This is a genomic window from Flavobacterium sp. SP2 (assembly GCF_057626655.1).
On the sequence record NZ_JBVHBT010000007.1, the window covers coordinates 134417 to 157716 of the forward strand.

At 33.2% G+C, this 23300-nt stretch carries 19 protein-coding genes; 9 read left to right on the top strand and 10 right to left on the bottom strand.

Going from position 1 to position 23300, the window contains the following annotated elements:
- Nucleotides 1–2: 2 nt before the first annotated feature.
- From susR to ACZ098_RS14470, 3 genes are all read right to left on the bottom strand, one after another.
- On the bottom strand, nucleotides 3–1646 hold the full coding sequence (gene susR, locus ACZ098_RS14460) for a SusR family glycan utilization regulator (protein ID WP_487312476.1): 1644 nt from the start codon (nucleotides 1644–1646) through the stop codon (nucleotides 3–5).
- 307 nt (nucleotides 1647–1953) lie between these two features.
- A complete protein-coding gene (locus tag ACZ098_RS14465) occupies nucleotides 1954–2637 on the bottom strand; it encodes a DUF2695 domain-containing protein (RefSeq protein ID WP_487312477.1) in 684 nt (227 codons plus the stop codon).
- 309 nt (nucleotides 2638–2946) lie between these two features.
- On the bottom strand, nucleotides 2947–4005 hold the full coding sequence (locus ACZ098_RS14470; protein ID WP_487312478.1) for an NAD(P)-dependent alcohol dehydrogenase: 1059 nt from the start codon (nucleotides 4003–4005) through the stop codon (nucleotides 2947–2949).
- 317 nt (nucleotides 4006–4322) lie between these two features.
- Here ACZ098_RS14470 and ACZ098_RS14475 point away from each other — a divergent pair, with 317 nt between their 5' ends.
- From ACZ098_RS14475 to ACZ098_RS14510, 8 genes are all read left to right on the top strand, one after another.
- A complete protein-coding gene (locus tag ACZ098_RS14475) occupies nucleotides 4323–4811 on the top strand; it encodes a GbsR/MarR family transcriptional regulator (protein ID WP_487312479.1) in 489 nt (162 codons plus the stop codon).
- 7 nt (nucleotides 4812–4818) lie between these two features.
- Nucleotides 4819–5925 carry an efflux RND transporter periplasmic adaptor subunit gene (locus ACZ098_RS14480; RefSeq protein ID WP_487312480.1) on the top strand — a complete coding sequence of 369 codons (1107 nt, stop codon included), beginning with the start codon at nucleotides 4819–4821 and terminating at the stop codon, nucleotides 5923–5925.
- A gap of 29 nt (nucleotides 5926–5954) precedes the next feature.
- Nucleotides 5955–9104, top strand: coding sequence for an efflux RND transporter permease subunit (locus ACZ098_RS14485; protein ID WP_487312481.1), 3150 nt, complete (start codon nucleotides 5955–5957; stop codon nucleotides 9102–9104).
- A gap of 8 nt (nucleotides 9105–9112) precedes the next feature.
- Nucleotides 9113–10501, top strand: a complete 1389-nt coding sequence (locus ACZ098_RS14490) for an efflux transporter outer membrane subunit (RefSeq protein ID WP_487312482.1) — start codon at nucleotides 9113–9115, stop codon at nucleotides 10499–10501.
- A 385-nt stretch (nucleotides 10502–10886) separates the two neighbouring features.
- Nucleotides 10887–11636, top strand: coding sequence for a hypothetical protein (locus ACZ098_RS14495; RefSeq protein WP_487312483.1), 750 nt, complete (start codon nucleotides 10887–10889; stop codon nucleotides 11634–11636).
- A 754-nt stretch (nucleotides 11637–12390) separates the two neighbouring features.
- Nucleotides 12391–13146: a hypothetical protein gene (locus tag ACZ098_RS14500; RefSeq protein ID WP_487312484.1), complete on the top strand. Its 756-nt coding sequence runs from the start codon at nucleotides 12391–12393 to the stop codon at nucleotides 13144–13146.
- A gap of 99 nt (nucleotides 13147–13245) precedes the next feature.
- Complete coding sequence (locus ACZ098_RS14505; RefSeq protein WP_487312485.1) at nucleotides 13246–13641, top strand: DUF5675 family protein; 396 nt, start codon at nucleotides 13246–13248, stop codon at nucleotides 13639–13641.
- Between the two features lie 9 nt (nucleotides 13642–13650).
- Nucleotides 13651–13872 carry a hypothetical protein gene (locus ACZ098_RS14510; protein WP_487312486.1) on the top strand — a complete coding sequence of 74 codons (222 nt, stop codon included), beginning with the start codon at nucleotides 13651–13653 and terminating at the stop codon, nucleotides 13870–13872.
- A gap of 394 nt (nucleotides 13873–14266) precedes the next feature.
- Here the strand turns inward: ACZ098_RS14510 and ACZ098_RS14515 are convergent, their stop codons facing one another.
- On the bottom strand, nucleotides 14267–15010 hold the full coding sequence (locus ACZ098_RS14515) for an HNH endonuclease (RefSeq protein WP_487312487.1): 744 nt from the start codon (nucleotides 15008–15010) through the stop codon (nucleotides 14267–14269).
- A 167-nt stretch (nucleotides 15011–15177) separates the two neighbouring features.
- Nucleotides 15178–16407 (bottom strand): Shedu immune nuclease family protein, encoded by a 1230-nt coding sequence (locus ACZ098_RS14520; protein ID WP_487312488.1) that lies wholly within the window; start codon nucleotides 16405–16407, stop codon nucleotides 15178–15180.
- Between the two features lie 307 nt (nucleotides 16408–16714).
- Between ACZ098_RS14520 and ACZ098_RS14525 the strand changes: the two genes are divergently transcribed.
- Nucleotides 16715–16864, top strand: coding sequence for a hypothetical protein (locus ACZ098_RS14525; protein ID WP_487312489.1), 150 nt, complete (start codon nucleotides 16715–16717; stop codon nucleotides 16862–16864).
- On the opposite strand, the gene ACZ098_RS14530 is transcribed toward ACZ098_RS14525, so the two are convergent.
- The 5 genes from ACZ098_RS14530 to ACZ098_RS14550 all read right to left on the bottom strand — a co-directional run bounded on the left by ACZ098_RS14530 (nucleotide 16854) and on the right by ACZ098_RS14550 (nucleotide 22978).
- Complete coding sequence (locus tag ACZ098_RS14530) at nucleotides 16854–17330, bottom strand: hypothetical protein (RefSeq protein WP_487312490.1); 477 nt, start codon at nucleotides 17328–17330, stop codon at nucleotides 16854–16856. The genes ACZ098_RS14525 and ACZ098_RS14530 overlap by 11 nt on opposite strands.
- Nucleotides 17331–17562: 232 nt before the next feature.
- Nucleotides 17563–18000: a protease inhibitor I42 family protein gene (locus ACZ098_RS14535; protein ID WP_487312491.1), complete on the bottom strand. Its 438-nt coding sequence runs from the start codon at nucleotides 17998–18000 to the stop codon at nucleotides 17563–17565.
- A gap of 212 nt (nucleotides 18001–18212) precedes the next feature.
- Entirely contained in the window at nucleotides 18213–19121 is a 909-nt protein-coding gene (locus ACZ098_RS14540; RefSeq protein ID WP_487312492.1) for a leucine-rich repeat domain-containing protein, read from the bottom strand.
- Between the two features lie 207 nt (nucleotides 19122–19328).
- Nucleotides 19329–21785, bottom strand: a complete 2457-nt coding sequence (locus ACZ098_RS14545; RefSeq protein ID WP_487312493.1) for an FG-GAP repeat domain-containing protein — start codon at nucleotides 21783–21785, stop codon at nucleotides 19329–19331.
- A gap of 167 nt (nucleotides 21786–21952) precedes the next feature.
- Nucleotides 21953–22978, bottom strand: a complete 1026-nt coding sequence (locus ACZ098_RS14550; protein WP_487312494.1) for a hypothetical protein — start codon at nucleotides 22976–22978, stop codon at nucleotides 21953–21955.
- Nucleotides 22979–23300: the final 322 nt, after the last annotated feature.

Consider the following 23300-nt stretch of genomic DNA (forward strand, 5'->3'; position numbering starts at 1 on the left):
TTTTAAGCTATTTTTTTTACTAAATTCTCAAATTCTTCTCTATCGTTTGCGCTATTCTTAATTTTGACTCTGTAATTGTAAATTGTATTCACCGAGTATCTTAAAATTTCAGAAATTTTACTACTGTTGGTTATTCCTAATCGGATGAGTGCATAGATGCGCAGTTCGGTATTTAAAATCTCATCATTATTTTTGATAGTTATTTGTTCGTCTGCTTTTAACAAAGCATTGAATTCGGATATAAAATTAGGGTAGATGGTTAAGAACGATTCGTCAAAGTTTTTGTAAAATAGTTTTAACTCCGAATCGATTACTTGTTTGGATTTCGTTAGTTCCAATAAATCATTGGTTTTGTTGGTCACAATGTATTTGGTAACCAGCTTTCTATATACATCAAGTTTGTCGATGTATTCGGAATACAGATTTAAGAAAGTCCCAATGTAATGTACTTTTACTTCATTAGATTTAGTAAGTTGACTGTATAAACTGTTCAAGTCTTCGTTATTCAGATGCAATTGCTTGTTTAAAGAAGTAAGTTGTTTATTAGCCATTTTGAGATTGTTTCGGGCTAAAGATATTTTTTTATTTTGTTTGTATACATATACTACCACGCCAAGTAAGAGTAAAACCAAAATACTGATTACAATTAAGAAACCTTTGAGTTGCGACTTCTGTTCGTTACTTTGCACGTCGTAGGCTTTCGTTATTGAGGTTAGAATATTGGATATGTTTACATAACGTAGTTGTGAATTGTAAAACTTAGCATCTTCCATCGAGAAGGAAATGAACTGATGAGCCAAATCAATATCTTTTTCTGAGTACAAAATCATGGCTAGCTCTGTTAAAGAGGCATTGTCTTTTACATTAGATTTGATATCAGAAATTGCCGATAGAATTAAATACTTTTTTTGATTTTCTACATCCGATTCAAACTTGTACAGAATGGAGCGTTCAAAAGTAACCATAGCGTATTCTCGAGTACCTAGTGTACAACTTTTTAATCTTTGTGAATTAATTTCAAGTGCTTTACTGATGTTGCGTTGGTCTCGGTATTTTTTTTCTAGTAGCGCTAAATTATCTGTAGAAGTTACACCAAGTCGTTTAGAAAGTGAATCTTGATATTTGTTATACAGTTCGGAATAAACAAGTTTGCTATTTTTCACCATCGTGTAAAAATTCAATCCAGAATAGGCTTCTTTATGAACAAAATAGTAGTCGTTTAAAAGGGTATTGCTTAAATGTTTTCGCTTAATGCTTTTCAAGATATCTAAGGATTCTTTATACCTTCCCGAGTCGGTGAGTAATCTGCTAAGTTTAAGTTGCGATTCGGTTATCTTATATTGATCGTTACTTTTTTTAGCAATATCTAAATTTTTTTCGGTGAAAAGTAGTGCTTTGTCGAAGCTATAATATTGGTATTCATCGATTATTTTGTTGGTAATAAAGTACTGATTGGTCAAACTGGCGTTGGTATCGTTGGCTAGTGCTTCTAAATTTTTTATTCTATTTTCTTTAAGTTTGATGTAGTTTTTGCTTTTAATTATTTCATTTTTTAACACTTGTAATAGCGAGTCCACTTCGTTATTGGCTTGAAGGAGGTGCATGTTTAAAAGGAAGATGGTAGCAATTAGTATTTTGTTCTTCATAATCTTGAAAATAGTATCGATTGGTTGGGAGGTTTTTTTTTGATCGAAATTACTGATTCAAAGTTAAATTATTTAGTTGAATCTTGATATTTAAAATTGTTAGTAAAATGGTTGCACTAAAAGTTGTACTTTAAAAATCAAACTTAAATACTCTTTTTTTAATGTAACTACTATTTTTAAAGTTTTTAAATTGCATCCAAAAAGCTATAGTCTTATAATTTAAGCCTGACCTTATTAGCTGTTTTTGTAAGTACTAGGTTTGATTGAAATTTGGTACAATCGAATTTTCATTCAAGTACGAACCACTTTAACGGACCACTTTGTTAATTTTTAAATCGGCACTGAAGCCACCAATTCCTGTACGTTCCAAGAAGTGACACCATGCTCCAGTACCGACGGGAATTAAATCGATTCTCGATAAAAAGTAGGCAGCAGCTCTAGGAGAAAATTTATGTAAGCAGCTTATCTCAGTTGCTCGAACTTGTTTTGCAAATTCAATTGCTGTTACAGGTTCAATTTCTTTTACAAATCCAATTATATTGGGTAATTCACTTTTCGTACTTAAAAAAAACCAATCATTTTTGGCAATTTTCTTTTTGGGTTTATGACCATAAGGCGCCGGAATTAGTAATTCATTTGGTTTGGTATACCTGTTATAATCTAAATCTTCGCTTGTAAATAATGCTTTAGTATAAGTGCGCAACGTGTCTTCAATAAAAAGACTTGGTATTTTAAAAGGGTTGACCTCATCAGTCGTTCGTACTATTTCATCTATTTCAATTACACCTTCTTCAGGCAAGTTTAACAGAATTTCGCAATCACAACCACAGCCGTGTTCAATCATGGCATCTTCAAAATCATCTTGGTCTACATTATGAGTCATGGCCCATTGCTTAGCAAACTTTAATTTATTATTACAAGAGGTGTTTGCTAGTTTTTCTGCAATAAACTGCATCAATATATGGGCTTGATTTTCTGTTAAAACTACCATAATTTAGGTTATTATAATAAATATTTTTTTCAAGTAAAACTCAAAACATCTTCTGTTACTTTTAATACTACTCTTTTTACTTGCTATCTCTTACAAAGGATATTTTTGTATTTTGACACTTGAATAGTTAGTGTAAACAGTGATGATGTAATTAAATGTAAACAAAACGGATTTTATTGCATGATAAATCATTAGAGCTAAAATAACAAAGTTTTTACTATTTCAAAAGTGTCTTTCTACCAACTGATAAAAAAAAATCCCAAATGCTACATTATATAGAATTTGGGATTTTACTATTTAATCAATAAATTATCCTTTCAACGAAGCCATATCGATTACAAAACGATAACGAACATCGCTTTTCAGCATGCGCTCGTAGGCTTCATTTATATCTTGCATTTTGATGATTTCAATTTCTGAAACAATGTTGTGTTTTCCACAGAAATCTAACATTTCTTGTGTTTCTGCAATTCCTCCTATCACAGAACCAGCTATTGCTTTTCTTCCTAAAATCATTGGAACTGTTTGTAAAAAAGGTTCCAATCCTCCAAGGTAGCCAACCAATACTAATGTTCCACTAATTCCAAGAGTAGCAATGTACGGATTCACATCGTGAACATAAGGAACGGTATCAATAATTAAATCAAATTTACCGCTCACAGATTGCATTTGTTTAGCATCGGTCGAAATAATTACCGCATCGGCGCCAAGATCTAAAGCATCTTTTTCTTTATCTGGTGTTCTAGAGAACAAGGTAACTTCGGCACCCAAACCTTTTGCAAGTTTAATTGCCATGTGTCCTAATCCACCAAGCCCAACCACGGCTACTTTACTTCCTTTAGTAACATTCCAATGGCGTAATGGCGACCATGTTGTAATTCCTGCACACAATAGCGGTGCAACGGCTGCCAAATCTAAATTAGTAGGTACTTTTAGTACAAAGTGTTCGTCAACTACTACTTTTTCAGAATAACCACCATACGTCATACCACCAAGATGGGTGTCTGGAGCATTGTAAGTTCCTGTGAATCCAGTTAAACAGTATTGTTCTAAGTCTTTTTTACAACTTTCACATGTATGACATGAGTCTACAATACAGCCAACCCCGGCTAAATCGCCTACTTTTAATTTGGTAACTTCACTACCTATATTGGTCACTCTTCCCACAATTTCGTGTCCTGGTATTGCTGGATAGGAAGTAAAACCCCAATCATTTCGAGCGGTATGCAGATCTGAATGACACACGCCACAATATAAAATATCAATTTCGATATCTTTTGCTCCAACTTCACGTCGTGCAATATTCATTTCTAATAAAGGAGCATCAGGTGCTTGAGTTCCAAATGCTTTTGTATTCGATGTTGTCATTTTGCAATTATTTTTAAATTAGTACTTTTTATTTAGGCTAATTTACGAAACTTCTGTTATTTAATTTCGTTCTTATATTTTACTATTAGGTTATATTTTGAACATTTTCATAAATAGTATTTTTTCATCTTTTTCAATTATTTTGTAAAATATTCTTTTACAGTAGTTTGTAACAAATTACTTAATTTATTTTATCTAGTTGTATTGTTTTTACCTTCCATAATTATTAAACAATCGTTTAAAATTTAACAAAAAATTATGTTCGTTTAGTTCGGTGTTTAGCGAACTAAATTTATTTTTGCCAAAAAATTGTATTCATGGATACTGAAAAAAATGAATTAATTGAATCTTTTGGAGTTCATTTTGAACACATTTATAACATTCCGCCGCTTGCAGGACGCATACTATCGACATTAATCATTGATGGTTGTAAGTTTGGTTTGACATTTGAACAATTGATCGAGCTGATGCAAGCAAGTAAAAGTTCGGTTTCTACGAATTTGAATTTGTTATTAAAAACAAATAGAATCGAATATTTTACTCTTGTTGGTGATCGAAAAAAATATTTTAAAGCTGCGCCTTTAAGTCAGCGGTTAATAAATTACCTTACTTTAATTGACGAGGAAAAAACATTGTTAGACCAATTGAAACAATACCGACAAAAGAATATTTCTTGCGTGAAAGAGGAAATTAATTTTCACAATATGGTTGCCTACCAAGAGCATTTGATTCAGGTAGAAGAACTTTTAAAAACCACAATAAGTAAATTCAAATCAATAGAAACTCAAAATCAATCAACACAATAAAAATCCTATGAAAAAGCACTATTTTTTTAGCCTTGTGATTGTATCTGTCAGTTTATTTTCATGTAAAAAAACTGAGGAAGCACCTAAAGAAGCACCAGTAATGCCCTATAAAGTGGTTTTAGCCGAAAAAACTAATACTACTTTACTTGCAGAATATCCTGTAACAATCGAAGGTGTTACCGACATTGAAATTCGCGCAAAAGTGGATGGATATATCGAAAAAATATTTGTAGATGAAGGTCAGGAAGTGCGCAAAGGACAAATCTTATTTAAATTGGAAACGTTGTCGGCGACCCAAGATGCTGGCGCAGCAAAAGCGAAAGTAACCGCTGCACAAGTAGAAGTAAACCGATTAAAACCTTTGGTAGATCGTAAAATTATTAGCGATGTACAACTGGAAACTGCCAAAGCCAATTTAGCAAGTGCGGTGAGTACGTATCAAAGTATTCTAGCACGTATTAATTATGCCACGATTAAAAGCCCTGTGAACGGAATTGTAGGAACATTGCCGTTGCGTATTGGAAGCTATGTGAGTAGTGCTACAAGCGAACCGTTGACGCGAGTATCTGATGTGAGTTCGGTTTACACCTATTTTTCTATCAACGAGAAACAGCAATTGGACATCATGATGAATGCTGCTGGAACCACCTTTCAAGATAAAATTGGAAAAATTCCAGCCGTGAACTTAGTTTTAAGTAATGGTTCAGCTTACGAACAATCAGGAAGAATTGAAACGTTTAGTGGTCAAGCCAATACACAAACAGGTTCGTTTAATGTACGTGCAAAATTCCCAAATCCTAACCGATTGTTGCGTTCTGGCGAAAGTGGCGTAATTCAAATACCTACCAATTTGAAGGATGTAATTTTAATTCCGCAAAATGCCACATTGGAATTGCAAGACAAGCGAATTGCTTTGATTGTTGATAAAGACAACAAAGTAAAATTTGTTCCGATTGAAGTACGTGAAGTTCCAGGAGGAAAGTTTTTTGTGGTAGATAAAGGGTTGACAACTAGTGATAAATTCTTGGTAGAAGGCATTGGAATCATTACCGAAGGAACGCCAATTCAACCAGAAGTAGTCGATTTGAAATCGTTAGAAACTCCTAAAAAATAATTACAGACTAACACTTGAAATAACACATTATGTTTTCAAAATTTATTGACAGACCTGTATTGTCAACGGTGATTTCCATTATCATCGTGATATTGGGAGTTTTGGGATTAATTTCACTTCCCGTATCGCAATACCCAGAAATAGCGCCGCCAACTGTAACCGTCTCTGCAAACTATCAAGGTGCAAGTGCTGAAGTTGTAATGAATTCTGTTGTAATTCCGTTGGAAGAACAAATCAATGGAGTGGAAGATATGGCGTACATGACTTCTACTTCTAACAATGATGGTTCGGCAGCAATAAGCGTTTACTTTAAATTGGGTACGAATCCTGATTTGGCAGCGGTAAATGTTCAAAATCGAGTTTCAAGAGCAACACCCTTATTGCCACAGGAAGTTACAAGATCAGGAGTAACCACTTCGAAAAGACAAAGTGATAACATTCTAATTTTATCCTTATACAGTGAAAACCCTGATTATGATGATACCTTTCTTCAGAATTATGCCAACATCAATATTTTACCAAAAATTAAACGTGTTGCTGGGGTTGGAGATGCTGTAATATTTGGACAAAGAGATTATTCGATGCGTATTTGGTTGAAACCATCGGTTATGGCAAGCTACGGCTTGGTTCCTTCCGATATTACCACATTATTGGCGGAACAAAATATTGAAGCGGCGCCAGGACAATTAGGTGAAAGCGGTAATCAGTCGTTTCAATATACTTTAAAATATAAAGGTCGTTTACAAAGTACCAAAGAATTTGAAGAAATTGTGGTGCGTTCCACTCCAAGCGGCGAAGTTTTAAAATTGGGTGATGTTGCCAAAATAGAACTTGGTGCGGTAAATTATGCTGGAAGTTCTAAAACCAATGGAAACAAATCTATAGCCATTGCCATTGCACAAACGGCAGGTTCGAATGCGCAAGAAGTTATTGAAGGTTCGTTAAAAGTGATGGACGATGCTAAAGTTAGTTTTCCAAATGGAGTAGGATATGCTACCTTAATCAATGCGAACGACTTTTTAGAGGAATCGATTACCAAAGTAATTCATACTTTAATTGAAGCGTTTTTACTGGTATTTTTAGTGGTTTTTGTTTTCTTACAAGATTGGAGATCTACATTAATTCCAGCGATTTCGGTTCCAGTCGCGATTGTCGGAACGTTCTTTTTCTTGAGTATGTTCGGATTTACGATTAATTTATTGACGTTATTCGCATTAGTTCTTGCGGTCGGAATTGTAGTTGATGATGCCATTGTGGTAGTCGAAGCCGTTCACGCCAAAATGGAAGCTGGAGAAAAAGACCCTAGAAAAGCTGCTCATAGCGCGATGAACGACATCAGTAGTGCCATTATTTCGATAACCTTGGTCATGTCTGCGGTATTTATTCCGGTATCTTTTATTAGTGGTTCGGCTGGAGTTTTTTATAAGCAATTTGGTTTAACTTTAGCAGTTGCCATTGTATTGTCGGCTGTAAATGCTTTGACACTTTCGCCAGCTTTATGTGCTATTTTCTTAAAAGCACACGATCATGAAGAAAAGAAAAAAGGATTTTTACAACGGTTTTATACTTCATTCAATACTGCTTTTGAAACGACTACAACTAAATACAAACGATCAGTTGAGTTTTTTATTAAAAATAAATGGGTTGGATTTCTAGGAATCGCCGTTTTTGCTGGAATCTTTGTATTGCTATTGAATGTGACTCCGAAAGCCTTTGTACCGGGTGAAGATACTGGTGCTATTTTATCGGATGTATCGCTTCCACCTGGAACTTCATTGGAACGAACAGAAGAAGTATTATTACAGATTGAAAATAAAGTAAAAGATCTACCTGAAGTAAAAGAAATGCTTCGTATTTCGGGACGAAGTTTGATTAGTGGTACTGGAAGTAATTACGGAATGGTAATTTTGAAACTGAAACCGTGGGCAGATCGACCGGAAAAGAACCAAGAAATTTCGGCTATAGTCGGAGAATTATTCAAACGTGCTGCGACGATTAAAGATGCAAAAGTTTTATTTTTTGCGCGTCCCACACTAGTAGGATTTGGTTTTACCAACGGATTTGAATTCCAACTGCAAGATCAAAAAGGAGGTACAATCAAGGAATTGAGTGAGGTTAATAACAAATTTTTAGCTGCATTAAATGCGCGTCCGGAAATTCAATATGCTGCCACTTCATTTTCTCCGAACTATCCGCAATATCGAATTGACTTGAATGTTGCTAGGATTAAAAATTCGGGTTTAACGGTAAGCGATGTTTTAGGAACCATGCAAGGATATTATGGTGGTGTTTATGCTTCCAACTTCAATAAATTTGGAAAACAATACCGCGTTATTTATCAATCGGAACCGCAATTTAGAGCTGATCCAGAATCGTTAAACAGTGTGATGGTTCGAAATAACACTGGTCAAATGGCACCTATTTCACAGTTTGTCAAATTGGAGAAAGTCTTTGGTCCGCAGGCTATTGATCGATTTAACTTATTTACATCAGTAAAAATTACTGGTGCGCCTAAACCAGGATTCAGTACTGGTGATGCGATTAAAGCAGTTCAAGAAGTTGCGAGTACCAGCTTACCTATTGGTTACGGTTATGAGTTTTCGGGTATGACTCGTGAAGAAATTAGTGCTGGAGGACAAACCGGTTTTATTTTCATGCTGTGTTTGATTTTTGTTTATTTCTTATTGGCCGCACAATATGAAAGTTATATGTTGCCATTTGCAGTATTACTTTCTCTTCCTGTTGGATTGGCAGGCGCGTATATTTTTGCTTATTTCTTTAATGTAAGTGATAATATTTACCTTCAAATCACATTGATTATGTTAATTGGATTACTGGCCAAGAATGCTATTCTGATTGTAGAATTTGCCGCCGATGCTAGGCGAAAAGGCATGACGATTGCCCAAGCAGCAGTGCAAGGAGCAACATCGCGTTTGCGTCCTATTTTGATGACGTCCTTTGCCTTTATTTTGGGATTGATGCCGTTGATGTTGGCCAAAGGAGCAGGAGCAGTTGGAAACAATGCCATTGGAACTGGCGCCATTGGAGGTATGTTAATTGGAACTGTTTTGGGAGTTTTTGTCATTCCAGTATTGTTTATGGTATTCCAGAACTTGCAAGAGCGAATAAGTTCAAAACCAGTACCAGTTGCCTCTTCACAAAACGATGAAAATTTATAATTGAAAATATGAAAAAGCACTCTATCATAAAAAGTGTAGTTTTAGTTGCACTGTTGTTCTTACTGCAGTCGTGTTTTGTAGCTAAGGACTATCAAACACCACAAGTTACTACGGACAAATTGTTTAGAACCGAAAGTGCTGATACCACCTCATTGGCTATGGTTTCTTGGGATAAATTATTTACTGATGCTATTTTGCAACAGCACATTACTGATGCCCTACAAAACAATTTAGATCTTCAAATTGCCATTCAGAATATTACTGCTGCTGAAGCTACGATGAAGCAAGGCAAAGCAGGTTATCTTCCGTCAGTTTCTGCAAATGCTACGTATACGCACCAAGAATTGTCTAGAAACAGTCAGTTTGGCGGTTTGTTCAGTACTTTAAATAGTTATGAATTATCGGCAAAAGTCTCTTGGGAAGCTGATATTTGGGGAAAAATTAGAAGTACAAAACGAGGCGCTGTAGCGCAATATTTGCAAACTAATGCAGCCAAACAAGCGGTTCAAACAGAATTGATTGCTAGTATTTCATCGCTTTATTTTCAATTGTTGGCACTCGATGCACAAATTGCTGTGGTTACCAATACCATGAAGAACAGAACTGAAAGTGTTGCAGTGATTAAAGCTTTGAAAGATGCTGGAAATGTGAATGAAGTTGCGGTAAAACAAACCGAAGCGCAGCAATATGCTACTGAAATTATTTTGAAAGATTTGAACTACAATCGAAAGATTACAGAAAATGCTTTCTCCATTTTATTGGGTAAAACATCAGGAGCAATACAACGTTCCACTTTTGAATCTCAAAAGATTGATGCCACAGTTTCGGCGGGATTGCCTGTCTATTTGTTAAGCAAACGACCTGATGTAGTCGCGGCCGAATTGAATTTCAGAACTACATTTGAGCAAACGAATGTTGCACGAAGTTATTTTTATCCTGCATTAACTCTGAATGCTACTGGTGGTTTGCAAAGTTTGGATTTGCAAGAATGGTTCAGTTCCAGATCTTTGTTTGCTACTGTAATTACGGGTTTGGCTCAGCCTATTTTTATGCAACGTCAGAATAAAACCCGTTTGGAAGTTGCGAAAGCCAACCAGCAGAAAGCGTATTTGCAGTATGAAAAAGCAATTCTGGTTGCTGGAAAAGAAGTTTCGGATGCACTGGCTTTGTATGCCAATGAAACGGATAAATTGGTTATTCGAAAGAATCAATTGGATGCCTTGAGTACGGCCGCAGGTTATTCTGATGAGTTGTTGCAATATGGTTTGGTTACTTATTTAGAAGTGTTGACTGCTAAAGACAATGCATTGAACACCGAAATCAATTACATTGATAATAAATACAAGCAGATGAACGCCGTAATTCAACTTTATAAAGCCTTGGGTGGCGGCAACTAATTTTATTTTCACAATAGAAAAAGCCTGTACCTTGATTAGTACAGGCTTTTTTATGCGCAATTGTTCGTTGTAGTAAGCTTGTACTTTTGGCTTATAGTATAGCATAACGGTATGTTGTATTGTTCTTGAATTTCGTTCACAATTCATGCACTATCCATACACTATCCCTACACTATCCGTACAGTATCCCTACAGTATCCCTATACTATCCCTACAGTAGCTGTACACTAACTGTACTTTAGCTTCATTCAATTCTACTGGTGGTTGATTGTAGTACAAAAAGGGATAAAATGGTCTGTTTTGGTCGTTTATGGAACCAAGTAGTTTTGTATGAATTTCTATCCTTTTACTTTTGGTGGATTGTTTAATTTAAAATGGATATGATATGGCAAAACAAGATGGAATTTTACAAATTCGAGGCACGATTGACACTCTTACTTTTTATAAAAGTGACGCTGGATTTTTGGTGAAACGAAAGAGTAGTGTAAGCAAGCAAAAGGTTGCTAAAGGAGCTGCATACGTTCGAACTCGAGAGAATAATCAGGAATTTAGTGACTGTGTGCTTGCCGCTAAGCGGCTTCGCAGTGCAGTAAGTCTGCTGGTTTTGAAAGCAAAGGACCGCAGGTTGAGTAATCGGTTGTTTTCGGTGTTTGCTCAAATTAAAAAGTTGGATGGTACGAGTGTTCGAGGACAGCGGACTGTTGCTAAGGGTTTGGTACCTGCTGGTGGCAAGCAGTTGTTGAAAGGATTTGATTTTAATGCTCGTTCGCCGTTATCTAGTATTTTGAGTGCTCCCCTTGATTTGGACGTTGCTACTGGAGCCGTTGGTATTGCGAATTTGCTTTCGGTTGAACAGCTGCAACTTCCCGATGGTGCTACGCATTATACGTTGCAGAGTGCTTATGCGAAACTTGATTTTGAAACTGGTTTGTTTGAAGTTTGTTATAGTCCGGCTCTTACTGCTGTACTCGATATGACGGCGCAGCAACCTACTTTGACACCGGTAGCTGTGCCTAGTGGATTGGGGGTTTCCCTTTATTTTATTTTGATTGCCTTTTCACAGGAAGTTAATGGTGTGCGTTATCCGCTTCATAATGGTGCTCATAATGTGTTGCATTTGTTGGACGTATTGTAACGTAGTAGCGCCCTTATTTTTTAGTATTTCGTATTGCTGGATGCTTGTCCTGCTGCAATTTGAAGTTTACTAGTTTTTTGAACCAAGCCCTTGCATTGTATTTTGCTGGGGCTTTTTTTATGTTTTCCTGTTTATCTTGCTATTCGGCGGCTATTTTTTGAACTGCTTGTTGAACTGGTTGTCTTACTGTGAGTTGAAGTGCTAAGGAACTTTGCCTTAGTTGTTACCCCAAAATTAATGGAAGTACTAGCTCTATGTTGAGACCTTTGTGTTGGCAGAACTCTTCAATTGTCAAGAAGTGGTGGTCTTCTTTCTTTAGTTCTTTTTTGATCTCTATGAGCAGTAATCGAGCGTATCGATAACTTTTTCCAGTAATTCTTTGAACGTCTTTTGGGTAAATGCAAACTCTTTTTTGGTCGGCTTTCACGTACTATTACCTCTTTGTTTATACCATCAAATGTACGTTTTTTTTTATTACTGTCTTCTTTTTTTTTTACAAAATAATGGTCGTTTGCAGTCGCTTTTTAACCTTTCAAGGTTCGACGCTCTACTTTTTGTATGGGTCAAAAAAGAATGAAAGTGAACAAAATAGGCCTTTTTAGTCTGTTGTGGAACCAAACGTTTTTTTGGTTGTTGGTAATGTTACAACTTTGTGGTATTAAATCTGTTAACGGAGATGCATCAAGGAAGGATTTATGAGGTTTGAAGGAATGTACCTAACATTCTGAATGTTGAATTTAAAATCTTAATGAAAATGGCAAAACAGACCGGAATTCTTAAGTTGAAAGGAACCATAGGAGGTATTTCCTTTTACAAATCAAAAGATGGACACTTGGCTCGAGAAAAGGGCGGTGTCGACAAGAGTAGAATTATGAACGATGCTGCTTTTCAGCGGACGCGTGAGAATGGTTCGGAATTTGGTAGGGCAGGCGTAGCGGGTAAAATCTTGCGCACTGCATTTAGAACGTTGTTGATCACTGCTTCTGACTTCAGAATGGTGAGTAGGTTGACCCGTGAAATGGTGAAGGTGCTGCAAGAAGATGCAGTTAGTCTTCGCGGGTTGCGGAATGTGTTGGATGGCGAATTGGAGCTTTTGACTGGCTTTGAATTTAATATCAATGGTAAGTTGGCTACGACTTTGTATGCACCTTTTACCAGAAGTATTGATCGCGTGTTGGGAACTTTGAGTGTTTCTATTCCGTCCTTTATCCCGAACAAGATGGTTAGTGCACCGGGTGGCACCACGCATTTTAAAATTGTTTCTTCGGGAGCTGCCATTGATTTTGAGGCAGGGACCTTTGTAGTGGCCGAAAGCTCTAGTGCAATTTTGCCTTACAATGACGCTGCTACTGCTGTACTATCGTTGGTTAGTACGGTTACCGCAGCGAGCACGAATCCTTTGTTTTTGGCGCTTGGCGTTGAATTTTATCAGGAGATTAATGGGGTTCAGTATCCGTTGAAAAATGGGTCGTTTAATGCCTTGTCTCTTATTGAAATTAGTGGCGTTTAGTCGTTCGCAGGTCGGGAACTTGCTTTGAAAAATTCAGTTATGGATTTGAACGTGTTCGCGGCGCGAAGGCTTGAATGCACGTTATGCAGTTAGTGTACTATGTATGTACTTTTAACTAGAACTTATTTCCCTGAAGGAACGAATGGAACACTCGAATGTAATGGTCAGTTCCTTTGTAACACGATTGAATTGCCTTGGAAGATGAATGAAAAGAAGGTTTCCTGCATTCCGGAAGGGAAGTATTTTATACGAAAGCGCTACAGCGCGCAATTCAAATGGCATTTGGAGGTGGTGGGCGTACCCCAACGCAGTTTGATTTTATTTCATCCCGCCAATAATGCGTTGCATGAATTGCACGGCTGTATTGCCCCTGTCACCAAAATTTCTGGCGCAGGATTGGGTTTGCAATCCCGAAAAGCGTTTGCTGCCTTGAAAGCATTGCTTTACCCATTCTTAGATCGGAATGCTTGTGTCGAATTAATTATAACCTCTTAATTTAAGATTATGAAAAAAATAGTAAGTAGAATTACTGCTCCCACGCCACGGTTTTTTAGAGTGCTTCGAAATATCGGTTTGGCTTTGGTAGCTGTTGGTGGTGCTGTTGTGTCGGCGCCTGTTGCCTTGCCTGTGCTTGTGACCTCGCTTGGGGGTTATCTTGCAGTTGTTGGCGGTGTGGTTTCTGCGGTTAGTCAATTGACTAAAGACGATGGTGCATCCACCAACTAATCCAACATTGGTTGGTACTGCTGGAGGTACTTTTTTGAGTATGGTACCGAATTTGAATTCTGACGACCTTGTTAAGACTGTCGTTTTAGCAGCGGTAGGTGCGGTAGTTAGTTTTTCAATTTCAATACTTCTGAAATACCTCAGCAGGAAGCACAAAAAATAATGTTTTAATTTAAAAGTGTTCTTTTTTTTAAGCCACTTTTTAAGCCAAGTCGGAAGATTTGGCTTTTTTTTTGTAGTTGTGTGTTTTTATTGAGTAAAGTTTTGGCCCTTAGCGAGGTTGCGAACTTCGGAACTGATTATTTTCTGTTAAAGATACTATTTCTTGCGAAACGTGATCGTCAACTTACACAAAATTCGCAATTGCGAGAAACGGCTGTTACCTGCCGTATTTTTACCACCACGGAATATACTGCGTGCTTGTTGAGCCATCATTATTTTTTTTCGACTTATTACATTTCTCGCAACTCAATTGAATGTTACATGGATCATTCGCGCCATTTAAATCTAAAGGAATCATATGGTCAAAGTTACTAGAAGTTAAAATGTTTATTAACCTTGTTAAATCAGTATTACAAAATACACAACGCCCTTTGTCTCTGTGATAAACTGCATTTCTAACCCATTGCGGAATGTTTACTCTTTTTATTTTTCCTTTTGGATTTAAATCCTTTTCAGGGAAAATATTATCGCAAACAGTTTCAGAAACTAGATAATTAAAATTTAAAAGAAATCCTCTGTTAGAGAAAAGAATGTAAAAAAGTTCATCAGCCATTTTGTCAAAAAGCTGCTCAAATTTTTTCTCATTTTTTTTGAACCAGTCATAAATGGTTTGTTTGCCTTCAAAGTTGAATTTTGATAAATTGATATTATATTCTTCAAAAGAATTATACCAAGAATCCATGACGCCATCCTCATGAAAAAAATCACTTTCTTTTCCAAATTGTGTTCTAAAATGATTTAATGATGTCGAGGTAATGTAAAGATGTAAAAGTGTTTTCTTCGAAAACTTGCTAGCTCGATTTATAAATAAATTTCTATCATAATTAAAAAATGAACTCTCATATTTTGCTGATGAATCAATTAGAGCAGCTAAATCATATATTTCGTTGAATTTATAATCTTGTAATTCGTCCATTTTTATAGATACGTGTTTAAATATGGCAGGTAACGTTTTGCGGCTTCAAGAAGTGGCGATGAACCAAGACCAAGCCTTCACAAATATAACTAAAACTTTTAATTAAAAACCTTTCCAATTTCTGATAAATCCCATACCTCGCCATTTCTTGAAACCGCCTTAAGTTTTTATTTTTCGATTTTAATTGAGTCTAAAAGGTTTTTTAGTCTTTCTAATAGTTCGTCATACAAAACAAATTCAATATCTTTTAAACTTTCACGAAGATTTTTAAAATGATGCTTTTTCTTTTCTGTGTCTAATTGACTTGTTGAACCAATAACAATTATTGCTCTTGGATTAATTATATTGACTTCAAGACCAACTTCAGTTTCGGTTTCGGTTTCAGTTTTTATTGCTTTTGCATAACTTAATGCATTCTCTTTTGATTTTTGAAGATAATCTGATGCTTGAGCGATAACCATTGAAACATCCTTGCTCCAAAACCAAGTTCTATGACTTTTATCGTATTGAATTAATTCTGTACCACTTTTTTTAAGTTCATAAAAATCTATATAACCATAAATGTCAACTAAAACTAAATCTGGGTATTTTGTTAGCCCAGTTGCAATATTTTTGTAATTAATTTTATGTACATAGCGACTATCAAATAATGTTATATACTCATCGAAAAATTTTTGCCATTCACTTTCAGCTGGATTTTCTTTTAATAATTTTTCATATCTTAAGATAATTTCTTGTAACGATAGAATTTGCGCATTTTTAAATAATCCGGCAGTCATTTTTTTTATTATGTGACTAGCTTTAAATTTTCTTGCAGCTTTCACATAAAAATCTCCGATATGTTGTATTTCTGATGCAGTTAATTTTTCGATTAATTTATCATTTAAGTTTCGCAGAATTAATTCTTTGTTATTATTTGTTTCTTGAAAGTCAAAATTTATTTTAGGAAATGCTTGTACGATTAAATTCTTTATTAGAATCTTTTTTGTGTCATTACAAGCTCTTTGTTCTTGATTAATTGACGACAAAAGCGTTTCAATATCATAGTAGTTAAAAATTAATGATTTTCCAGATTTAGTTGAAGATTTAGTCTGACTTAAAACAATTTTATCTATTTCATCGCTTGTGAAGTTATACCTAAAAAAATTATTTAGACTTTTTTCTGAAAAACCGTAACCATATGAACTCAGAAAAGCTGGAATTTCTTCTGAATTTTCAATTATAATTTTTTTAATTGTATCACTTTCAAATTCTAATTCGATATTTCCTTTTACATAAGCAAATATTAAAACTTTCTTTTCTTCAATATCTTCTTTATTTTGGCGGTAAATTTTTTTAATATCCCCTTTAATCTCTTCAAAAAGTAATAATTTTTCAGTCTCTTTAAACTGTTTCATATCGTAGAATTTAGTTGTGAATTCACTGCGGATTTCTAAAATTGCCTATAACTAATGTATTTGCGAAAGTTTATGTAACAATTGCGTTATTTAACGTTACCGTGTTTTGCGTCTGTTGCTACTGCAATCACGAACCAAACAAACCTACAAATTTTCTTTGAAAGATAGAGTTGTAGCTACCAGATTATTTTCCACGAAGAACAAAACAGCAAGCGTAAGCCCAGCAATAGCGCAAAACAAGTGTTATAGCCAGTACTTTAATCAAAATTTATATATTTGTGTACTAAACTAATTTAATAATAGAAGCATGAGAAGTGATAATAAACCAAATCCGAATTCTCCAAGACCTAACAATCCAAATCCAAGTAGACCTAATTCTCCATCAGCACCAATTCCTAAACAAGATCCAGGAAGGTCATTGCCAAGAGTGCCGGTTACTCCTCCAACTAAAAAATAAATGTAAAAAATATCAACAAATTTGATAATCCTATTACTAAAAGTATAAAACTACCTATAGTTGCATAATTTGCTAGTTTATCATATTTGAGTATTATTTTTTCTCTTTTATTTATTTCATCAAGACATTTCTGAATATCTTCCTCAGATAATGTAATACAATATTCACAAATTTCATAATCATTAAAGTGAATCTTAGTTGAAAACCATTGTGATATAAGGTTCAAAATTATTGTTAACAATAGGAGGAAAGCGGAAATTTTTATAATTGGATTAACGCATAAATTTTTTTCGTAAAGATATTTTAAGGTTTCTAAGCATACATAAATTCCTGCACTTGATAATGCAATAATTAATATGTCAATTCTTTGATGACCATAAACTAATGAATCCCAAACTCTTTTTTGGCGTTCAGAATGATAAGTTAATTTATAATTCATTTCAAAACCTTCTTTAATTTCTTCCATACTTTTGGTTTTAGTTCAGTTTTTTAGGTATTGGCTATAACTATTGTATTTGCGAAAGTTTATGTAATAATTGGATTTTTTAACGTTCTGCGGCTTCATGAAGTGGCGATGAACCACGACCAAGCCTTCACAAATATAAACAAAACTTTTAATTAAAAACCTTTCCAATTTCTGATAAATCTCGAACCTCGCCATTTCTTGAAACCGCTTTTGGCAGTAGTGTTTTCAATTATTAGTCATTTATTTCAATCATAAATTCATTCTCAGTTTCTGTATTTTTTTCAGAATAATTACTACAGTTTTTATTTTCTGGACCAAGTGGACAATTCGCTATTTTTATTGTATCAATTCCCTTTTCTTGGGCTTTAAAAAATAGTGTTATTATTCCTCCAGCACCATCATAGCCAAGTTTTGCATATAGACTATTTTCATATTTTCGGTCAACTAATTTTAATTTTTTGCTTTTATTTTCGTTTAGCCAACAATTTGAATAGCCTGTTGAACCATTTTCATATAATCTAATTTCCAAAGTTTCACCAACTTTTAATTCAAAGTTTTTATTCTCACCACTTTTGTAATAGTTGCAAAATCTTATGTAATAAAAAGTGCCAATCAGAATTATGATTGCAATTAATATTCCGAATATTTTCAAATATTTCCTTTTAAGCATTTCATTTTGTAGTATTCTGAGGTAACATTACTGCCAACTAATGTTTTTGCGAAAGTTTCTGTAACATTTGTGTTATCGTTCCGGCGCTTGGCGAGGTTGCGAACTTCGGAACCGATTATTTTCTATCAAAGATAAAATTTCTTGCGAAACGTGAACTTACTACAAAATTCGCAATTGCGAGAAACGGCTGTTAGTGGCTGGGCTTATTTCTGTCAAAAGTGTATTATACAATTTGGCAGTAATTTTTTAATCTCTATCTTTTCTGTTTCACTTAATTTATTTCTTTCGATGTGTAATTCTTGCAAACTTGTTAGATATTTAATTTCTTTTGGTAAACTCTTCAACTCATTATTTCCAATTTCTAGATAGAGTAAGTTTGTCAATTCTCCAATTTCTTTCGGCAAAGATTTAAGTTGATTATTATTCATTATCAATATTCTCAAATTTTTCAATTCTCCAATCTCTGCTCCAACATTGGTTAATCTATTTGAACTTAAAGAAATTTCATCAAGAGTTTTCAATTTACTTAAAACCGATGGGAATTCAGTAAATTGATTTCCAAGCAGATTAATTGAAACTATATTTGTCAATTTATAAAGTTTTTCAGGTAGTTTCTTTAAACCTTGACTTGCAACGTCAATGCTTAATACTTTTTCTCTCTTTCTTATCGCTTGTTTCAAATCTTTATATTCAAATAAATCTCTGTTTTTTTGTATAAAATCCCAATAAGATTTTCCTTTAACTTGACTTAGTTCAAAGTTGAATGTTTTGTCTTTATTAGGTGTTGTCCACAATCCTGAGATTTTTGATTTATCAACAGTTATTTGTCCGTTAAAAATACCAGTTATGCTTTCGTTTATATCTCTTTCAACAAGATTAAATGTGTTATTTTTATTAAGTTGTCCAACTAGTTTTAGCGAACCGTTTTGAGGTTTGTAATAATATGAGCCAACTAAAGTAGAGTCGAGTAGGACTAAAAAATTCAATTTTATTTCTAGTTTTTCATCTTTGTCGGTTTTTATAAATCCTTCGTAAACATAAGTTGGACAAAAAAACTTGTCTTGAGAGAAAGAGTGAATTGAAAAATTCAGCAATAATAATATTGTACAAATGTTCTTCATTTTTGAGCATTTTCGGTAGCCTTGCCACTAACTATTATATTAACGAAAGTTTATGTAAAAATTGGGTTGTAGAACGTTCCGCAGCTACACGAGGATTGGGAAAAAGGATGCCTTAATCTTTCGGTTAAAGACTTATTTTTTAGGCACAAAACCTGATTAAATTCAGCCTAAAACCCAAATCTTATTTAACTGCTGTTAGCAACAGATTTAATTTACAATTAATTTTGAATAATATATACTTTTATCTGAGATACCTTTAACAATATAAGTACCTTTTCCAAGGTAACTAATATCAATACTACTAGAATTGACAGTTTTATCCAAAATAACTTCACCTATTAAATTATAAATTATTATTCTATTTATACCAAGCTCATTTAACCAATTTATTTTGTCATTACTTGGATTAGGAAAAATTATGAAATTGTCTTTATTTATATCAAATTTTTCTATTGATAAAGTTGAATTATTTAAAAAGTATTTTACAGTATTTATAAAATAATAACTTGAAACAATATCAATTTTATTATCATTATTCAAATCTCCTAAACACAAATTCTTATTAAGACTTAAAGCATCACCCAAACTTTCTATAATAACTTTGTTTGCAAAAGTTGTACCATTACCTAAATAATAGAAAATTTTTTCATCATAAGGAGAATAATATTCATAAGAAGTAACAACTATATCAATATTTCCATCATTATTAATATCTGCTAAATTGATAGATTTGCAACTTTGGGAATCTAAAATACTAGGCGATTGAAAAATCCCATTTCCGTTATTTTTTAGTAAAGATAAATTTTGATTTCCATAACTATAACTTCCTGCTGTTATAATATCTAAATCACCGTCATTATCAACATCTGCCAAATCTATCGGGTCTGTAGAAATAGATTCTTGAATAAGGTTGTAAGAAAAGTTTCCTGTTCCATCATTTTTAAGTAATTGTATTTTTGAGTATTCAGTTGAACTTGTTACAATATCTTTGTCCCCATCATTATCTATATCACTACATCTAATTTTATTTGGTTTATATCCATAATTAGAAAAATTAATACTTATCATTGATTGGAAACCAAAATTTCCATTATTAATAATTTTGGCTAAGGGATTAGCTCCGCCAGAAAAAGTCAAAATAATATCAAATTTACCATCGTTATTAATATCTGCCAATTCAATTTCGCGTGATGAGTTTGATAAAGGCAAGTTGTATACTAAGTCAAAGGTTTCGTTTCCATTATTTTTATATACCTGTAGACCATTGTTTGTTACACCAACAATATCTAAAAAATTGTCATTATTTAAATCTTTAATTTCGATGTCATAAACAAATGAAGTCAAGTTAATAGAGCTAATTAATTTTTGAGATGTAAAAACATTATTTCCTTTGTTTTCATTCCAAAGAATTGAACCAAAAGCTGAGATTATATCATTATTCCCATCATTATTTAAATCTGCTATTTTAACTGAATTCACAGCTCCAAAGTAAAAGTTGATTATTTTTTCATTATAAACACCAAAAGTATCTTTCTCAAATATTGATAATTTTTGTCTTGAAGAAATATTACTTTCATATGAAGAACTTATAATTTCATAAACGCCATTATTGTTTAAGTCTTCAATTATATAATCTTTGGGATTAAATATGTTATTTGTTATTTGTATAAAATTTGAGAAAGTTCCATTGTTATTATTTTTATACCATCCAATTTTATCATCTGAATAAGTTGAAATTAAAATATCAAGAATACCATCATTATCAAAATCAATTGTTTTAACTTGATAAGGGTCAATAATATTATTGTCAACAATAACAGGATTTGTATTAAATGTATTACCAAATTGATTTAATGAATATCTCAATTTATCATCATAATTTGATGAAAATATAATATCTAAATATGTATCATTATTAATATCAATAAAATCAAAGCCTGTTCCATTATCGGCTGAACCTGTTATATAGTTTGTTGTGCTAAAATTTACTCCATCAATGTTTTTTACCCAGTAAATACTACCATCATTTTGTCCACTTATGATGTCTTTGTAACCATTATTGTCTAAATCCTTTAATATAATACTATTAACCCCACTAGATAATGTATAGATTATTTGTTGATTTAAAAATGTTCCATTCCCATTATTTTTAAATAATGTTACATCTTTGCTATTATATGAACCAACAATTAAATCATTGTCTCCATCGTTATCTATATCTTGAGAAATTACTACTTTAGGGTTATCTATTGCAGAATTAATTATAATTGCAGAACCAAAATTATAATTACCTAAGTTTTTAAACCAAAATATTTTATCTTCAAATCCACTTACAACTATTATATCTTTTAACCCATCGCTATCTAAATCTGTTGACGTAATGTTATAAGTTGCATCAAAATTTGCTTGAGAATTATCATATATTATTTGTCTTTGGTTTTCTTGTATATTACCATTAATGTTTATGTATAACATTATAGTATTATCATATCTAGAACTAACAATTACCTCTTTAAAACCATCATTGTTTAAATCAGATGATGTAATAGATGTAATATCCGAAGAATAATGAGTTAAATCAATTAAAACTGAACCATTTTGGAAACCAATTTGTGCATTCAATTGAAATGCCACAAAAATTAAAAAAAAGAATGATACTTTCATATGTAGTTTGGTATTTAAAATTTGTTGCTAACGTTTCGCCTTTAAGAAGTTGCGATGAACCAAGACCAAGCCTTCACAAATATAAACAAAACTTTTAATTAAAAACCTTTCCAATTTCTGATAAATCCCGTGCCTCGCCATTTCTTGAAACAGCTGTTAGCAGACGCTTAAATATTTTCCAATAAATATTTTATTCCATAGCCCAAAGTAGCTAGTATTAAAGAACTTATAGTAGAAATAAAAAGTTTCATAAAAATTTCATTCCTTAAACTTTTATTTTTTTGTAGTATTTCTGTTAATTCATTTTTATCACCATTCGTCATTTCAAATAATGGTGTTCCACGAAGTCTATCAATTTTTCGATTTATTTTTCTTCCATAGAACTGACCTATTCTAGAAAATATTGTGAAAGATAAAAATATTCCGCAAATAGCATAAAAGTTATAAGTCAAAATAAATGATAAATCATTTAGTTTTGAAGTTTTTGAAATAAAATATTCACCAATCGGGAAAAAAAGTGCTAAACCAGAAATTATAATAAAAGTTTCAGTAAGTAGCGAGATCTTATTACTCTGGTTACCTAGCCAAACATTTAATTTATTTTCATCTGTTTTTTGAGGTAATGCTTCATACCAATCATTAACTTTTTCTAATAATTCTGTCGCTATTGTTGCGTTAACAAAATCTACCTTTGCAACCATTTGTGCCTGACTTTCTTCAAGTTCAGACTCATCGCCACCAACTATCATAATTTGAAAAAATTCATTTGGTTTTAGACCTTGTCCTAATCTAACTTTTAAACTATGTGTTTGTGGTAACGTGTGAACTCTATTTGGTATAAGCATTTCAAAATCCCAGTCCAACGTAATGCTATCTGTTGTTTGAGCTGTATCCCATTTTTCTTGTAAAAATTCATTCCAATTACCAAAAGATTTTATATGGTTTTTTGAAAGAGTTACTGTAATTGTTAATAATTTGTTTGGAATCGTATGAATAGATAATTTTTCTTGAATTTTCTCATTCAATGCAATTATTGCTGATTTAGAAAATGACTTATTATCTGAATAAAGTTTAATTTGAGTGTCTCTTTTGCCTTTTACAAGATAAAATAGCGATTTAAACTGTTCTAAAGTCTGATTATAGACAGTAGCTGCATTTTCGTTTTGATTTGTCGGAATTAATTCTTCATTCATATTTGATGTATATTAAGTTTTTAAGGTTCAATTTTCATAAGTGTCTGCTAAATATTGTATTTGCGAAAGTTTTTTTAACAATTGGGTTGTTTAACGTAATGCCGCTTTGCGTCTGTTGCTGCTGCGAACACTGACCAAACAAATCTACTGAATTTCTTTGAAAGACAGAATTGTAGCCACCAGATTATTCTCCACGAAGACAAAATAGCAAGCGCAAGCCCAGCCTTTAGATTTGTGCATTGAATTATTCGTAATTTTATGCTAACAACCAAAACTGACAAAGTGAACCATCAAGCCCGCAAAGTTAATAGACTTATCAATT

What these genes read in the sequence shown, in the direction of transcription:
- ACZ098_RS14470 (WP_487312478.1), bottom strand. Translation starts at nt 4,005, where the DNA reads ATGACAACATCGAATACAAAAGCATTTGGAACTCAAGCACCTGATGCT.
- ACZ098_RS14550 (WP_487312494.1), bottom strand. Translation starts at nt 22,978, where the DNA reads ATGAATGAAGAATTAATTCCGACAAATCAAAACGAAAATGCAGCTACT.
- susR (WP_487312476.1), bottom strand. Translation starts at nt 1,646, where the DNA reads ATGAAGAACAAAATACTAATTGCTACCATCTTCCTTTTAAACATGCAC.
- ACZ098_RS14465 (WP_487312477.1), bottom strand. Translation starts at nt 2,637, where the DNA reads ATGGTAGTTTTAACAGAAAATCAAGCCCATATATTGATGCAGTTTATT.
- ACZ098_RS14540 (WP_487312492.1), bottom strand. Translation starts at nt 19,121, where the DNA reads ATGAAGAACATTTGTACAATATTATTATTGCTGAATTTTTCAATTCAC.
- ACZ098_RS14505 (WP_487312485.1), top strand. Translation starts at nt 13,246, where the DNA reads ATGTATGTACTTTTAACTAGAACTTATTTCCCTGAAGGAACGAATGGA.
- ACZ098_RS14525 (WP_487312489.1), top strand. Translation starts at nt 16,715, where the DNA reads ATGAGAAGTGATAATAAACCAAATCCGAATTCTCCAAGACCTAACAAT.
- ACZ098_RS14495 (WP_487312483.1), top strand. Translation starts at nt 10,887, where the DNA reads ATGGCAAAACAAGATGGAATTTTACAAATTCGAGGCACGATTGACACT.
- ACZ098_RS14520 (WP_487312488.1), bottom strand. Translation starts at nt 16,407, where the DNA reads ATGAAACAGTTTAAAGAGACTGAAAAATTATTACTTTTTGAAGAGATT.
- ACZ098_RS14510 (WP_487312486.1), top strand. Translation starts at nt 13,651, where the DNA reads ATGAAAAAAATAGTAAGTAGAATTACTGCTCCCACGCCACGGTTTTTT.
- ACZ098_RS14480 (WP_487312480.1), top strand. Translation starts at nt 4,819, where the DNA reads ATGAAAAAGCACTATTTTTTTAGCCTTGTGATTGTATCTGTCAGTTTA.
- ACZ098_RS14515 (WP_487312487.1), bottom strand. Translation starts at nt 15,010, where the DNA reads ATGGACGAATTACAAGATTATAAATTCAACGAAATATATGATTTAGCT.
- ACZ098_RS14485 (WP_487312481.1), top strand. Translation starts at nt 5,955, where the DNA reads ATGTTTTCAAAATTTATTGACAGACCTGTATTGTCAACGGTGATTTCC.
- ACZ098_RS14535 (WP_487312491.1), bottom strand. Translation starts at nt 18,000, where the DNA reads ATGCTTAAAAGGAAATATTTGAAAATATTCGGAATATTAATTGCAATC.
- ACZ098_RS14475 (WP_487312479.1), top strand. Translation starts at nt 4,323, where the DNA reads ATGGATACTGAAAAAAATGAATTAATTGAATCTTTTGGAGTTCATTTT.
- ACZ098_RS14530 (WP_487312490.1), bottom strand. Translation starts at nt 17,330, where the DNA reads ATGGAAGAAATTAAAGAAGGTTTTGAAATGAATTATAAATTAACTTAT.
- ACZ098_RS14500 (WP_487312484.1), top strand. Translation starts at nt 12,391, where the DNA reads ATGGCAAAACAGACCGGAATTCTTAAGTTGAAAGGAACCATAGGAGGT.
- ACZ098_RS14545 (WP_487312493.1), bottom strand. Translation starts at nt 21,785, where the DNA reads ATGAAAGTATCATTCTTTTTTTTAATTTTTGTGGCATTTCAATTGAAT.
- ACZ098_RS14490 (WP_487312482.1), top strand. Translation starts at nt 9,113, where the DNA reads ATGAAAAAGCACTCTATCATAAAAAGTGTAGTTTTAGTTGCACTGTTG.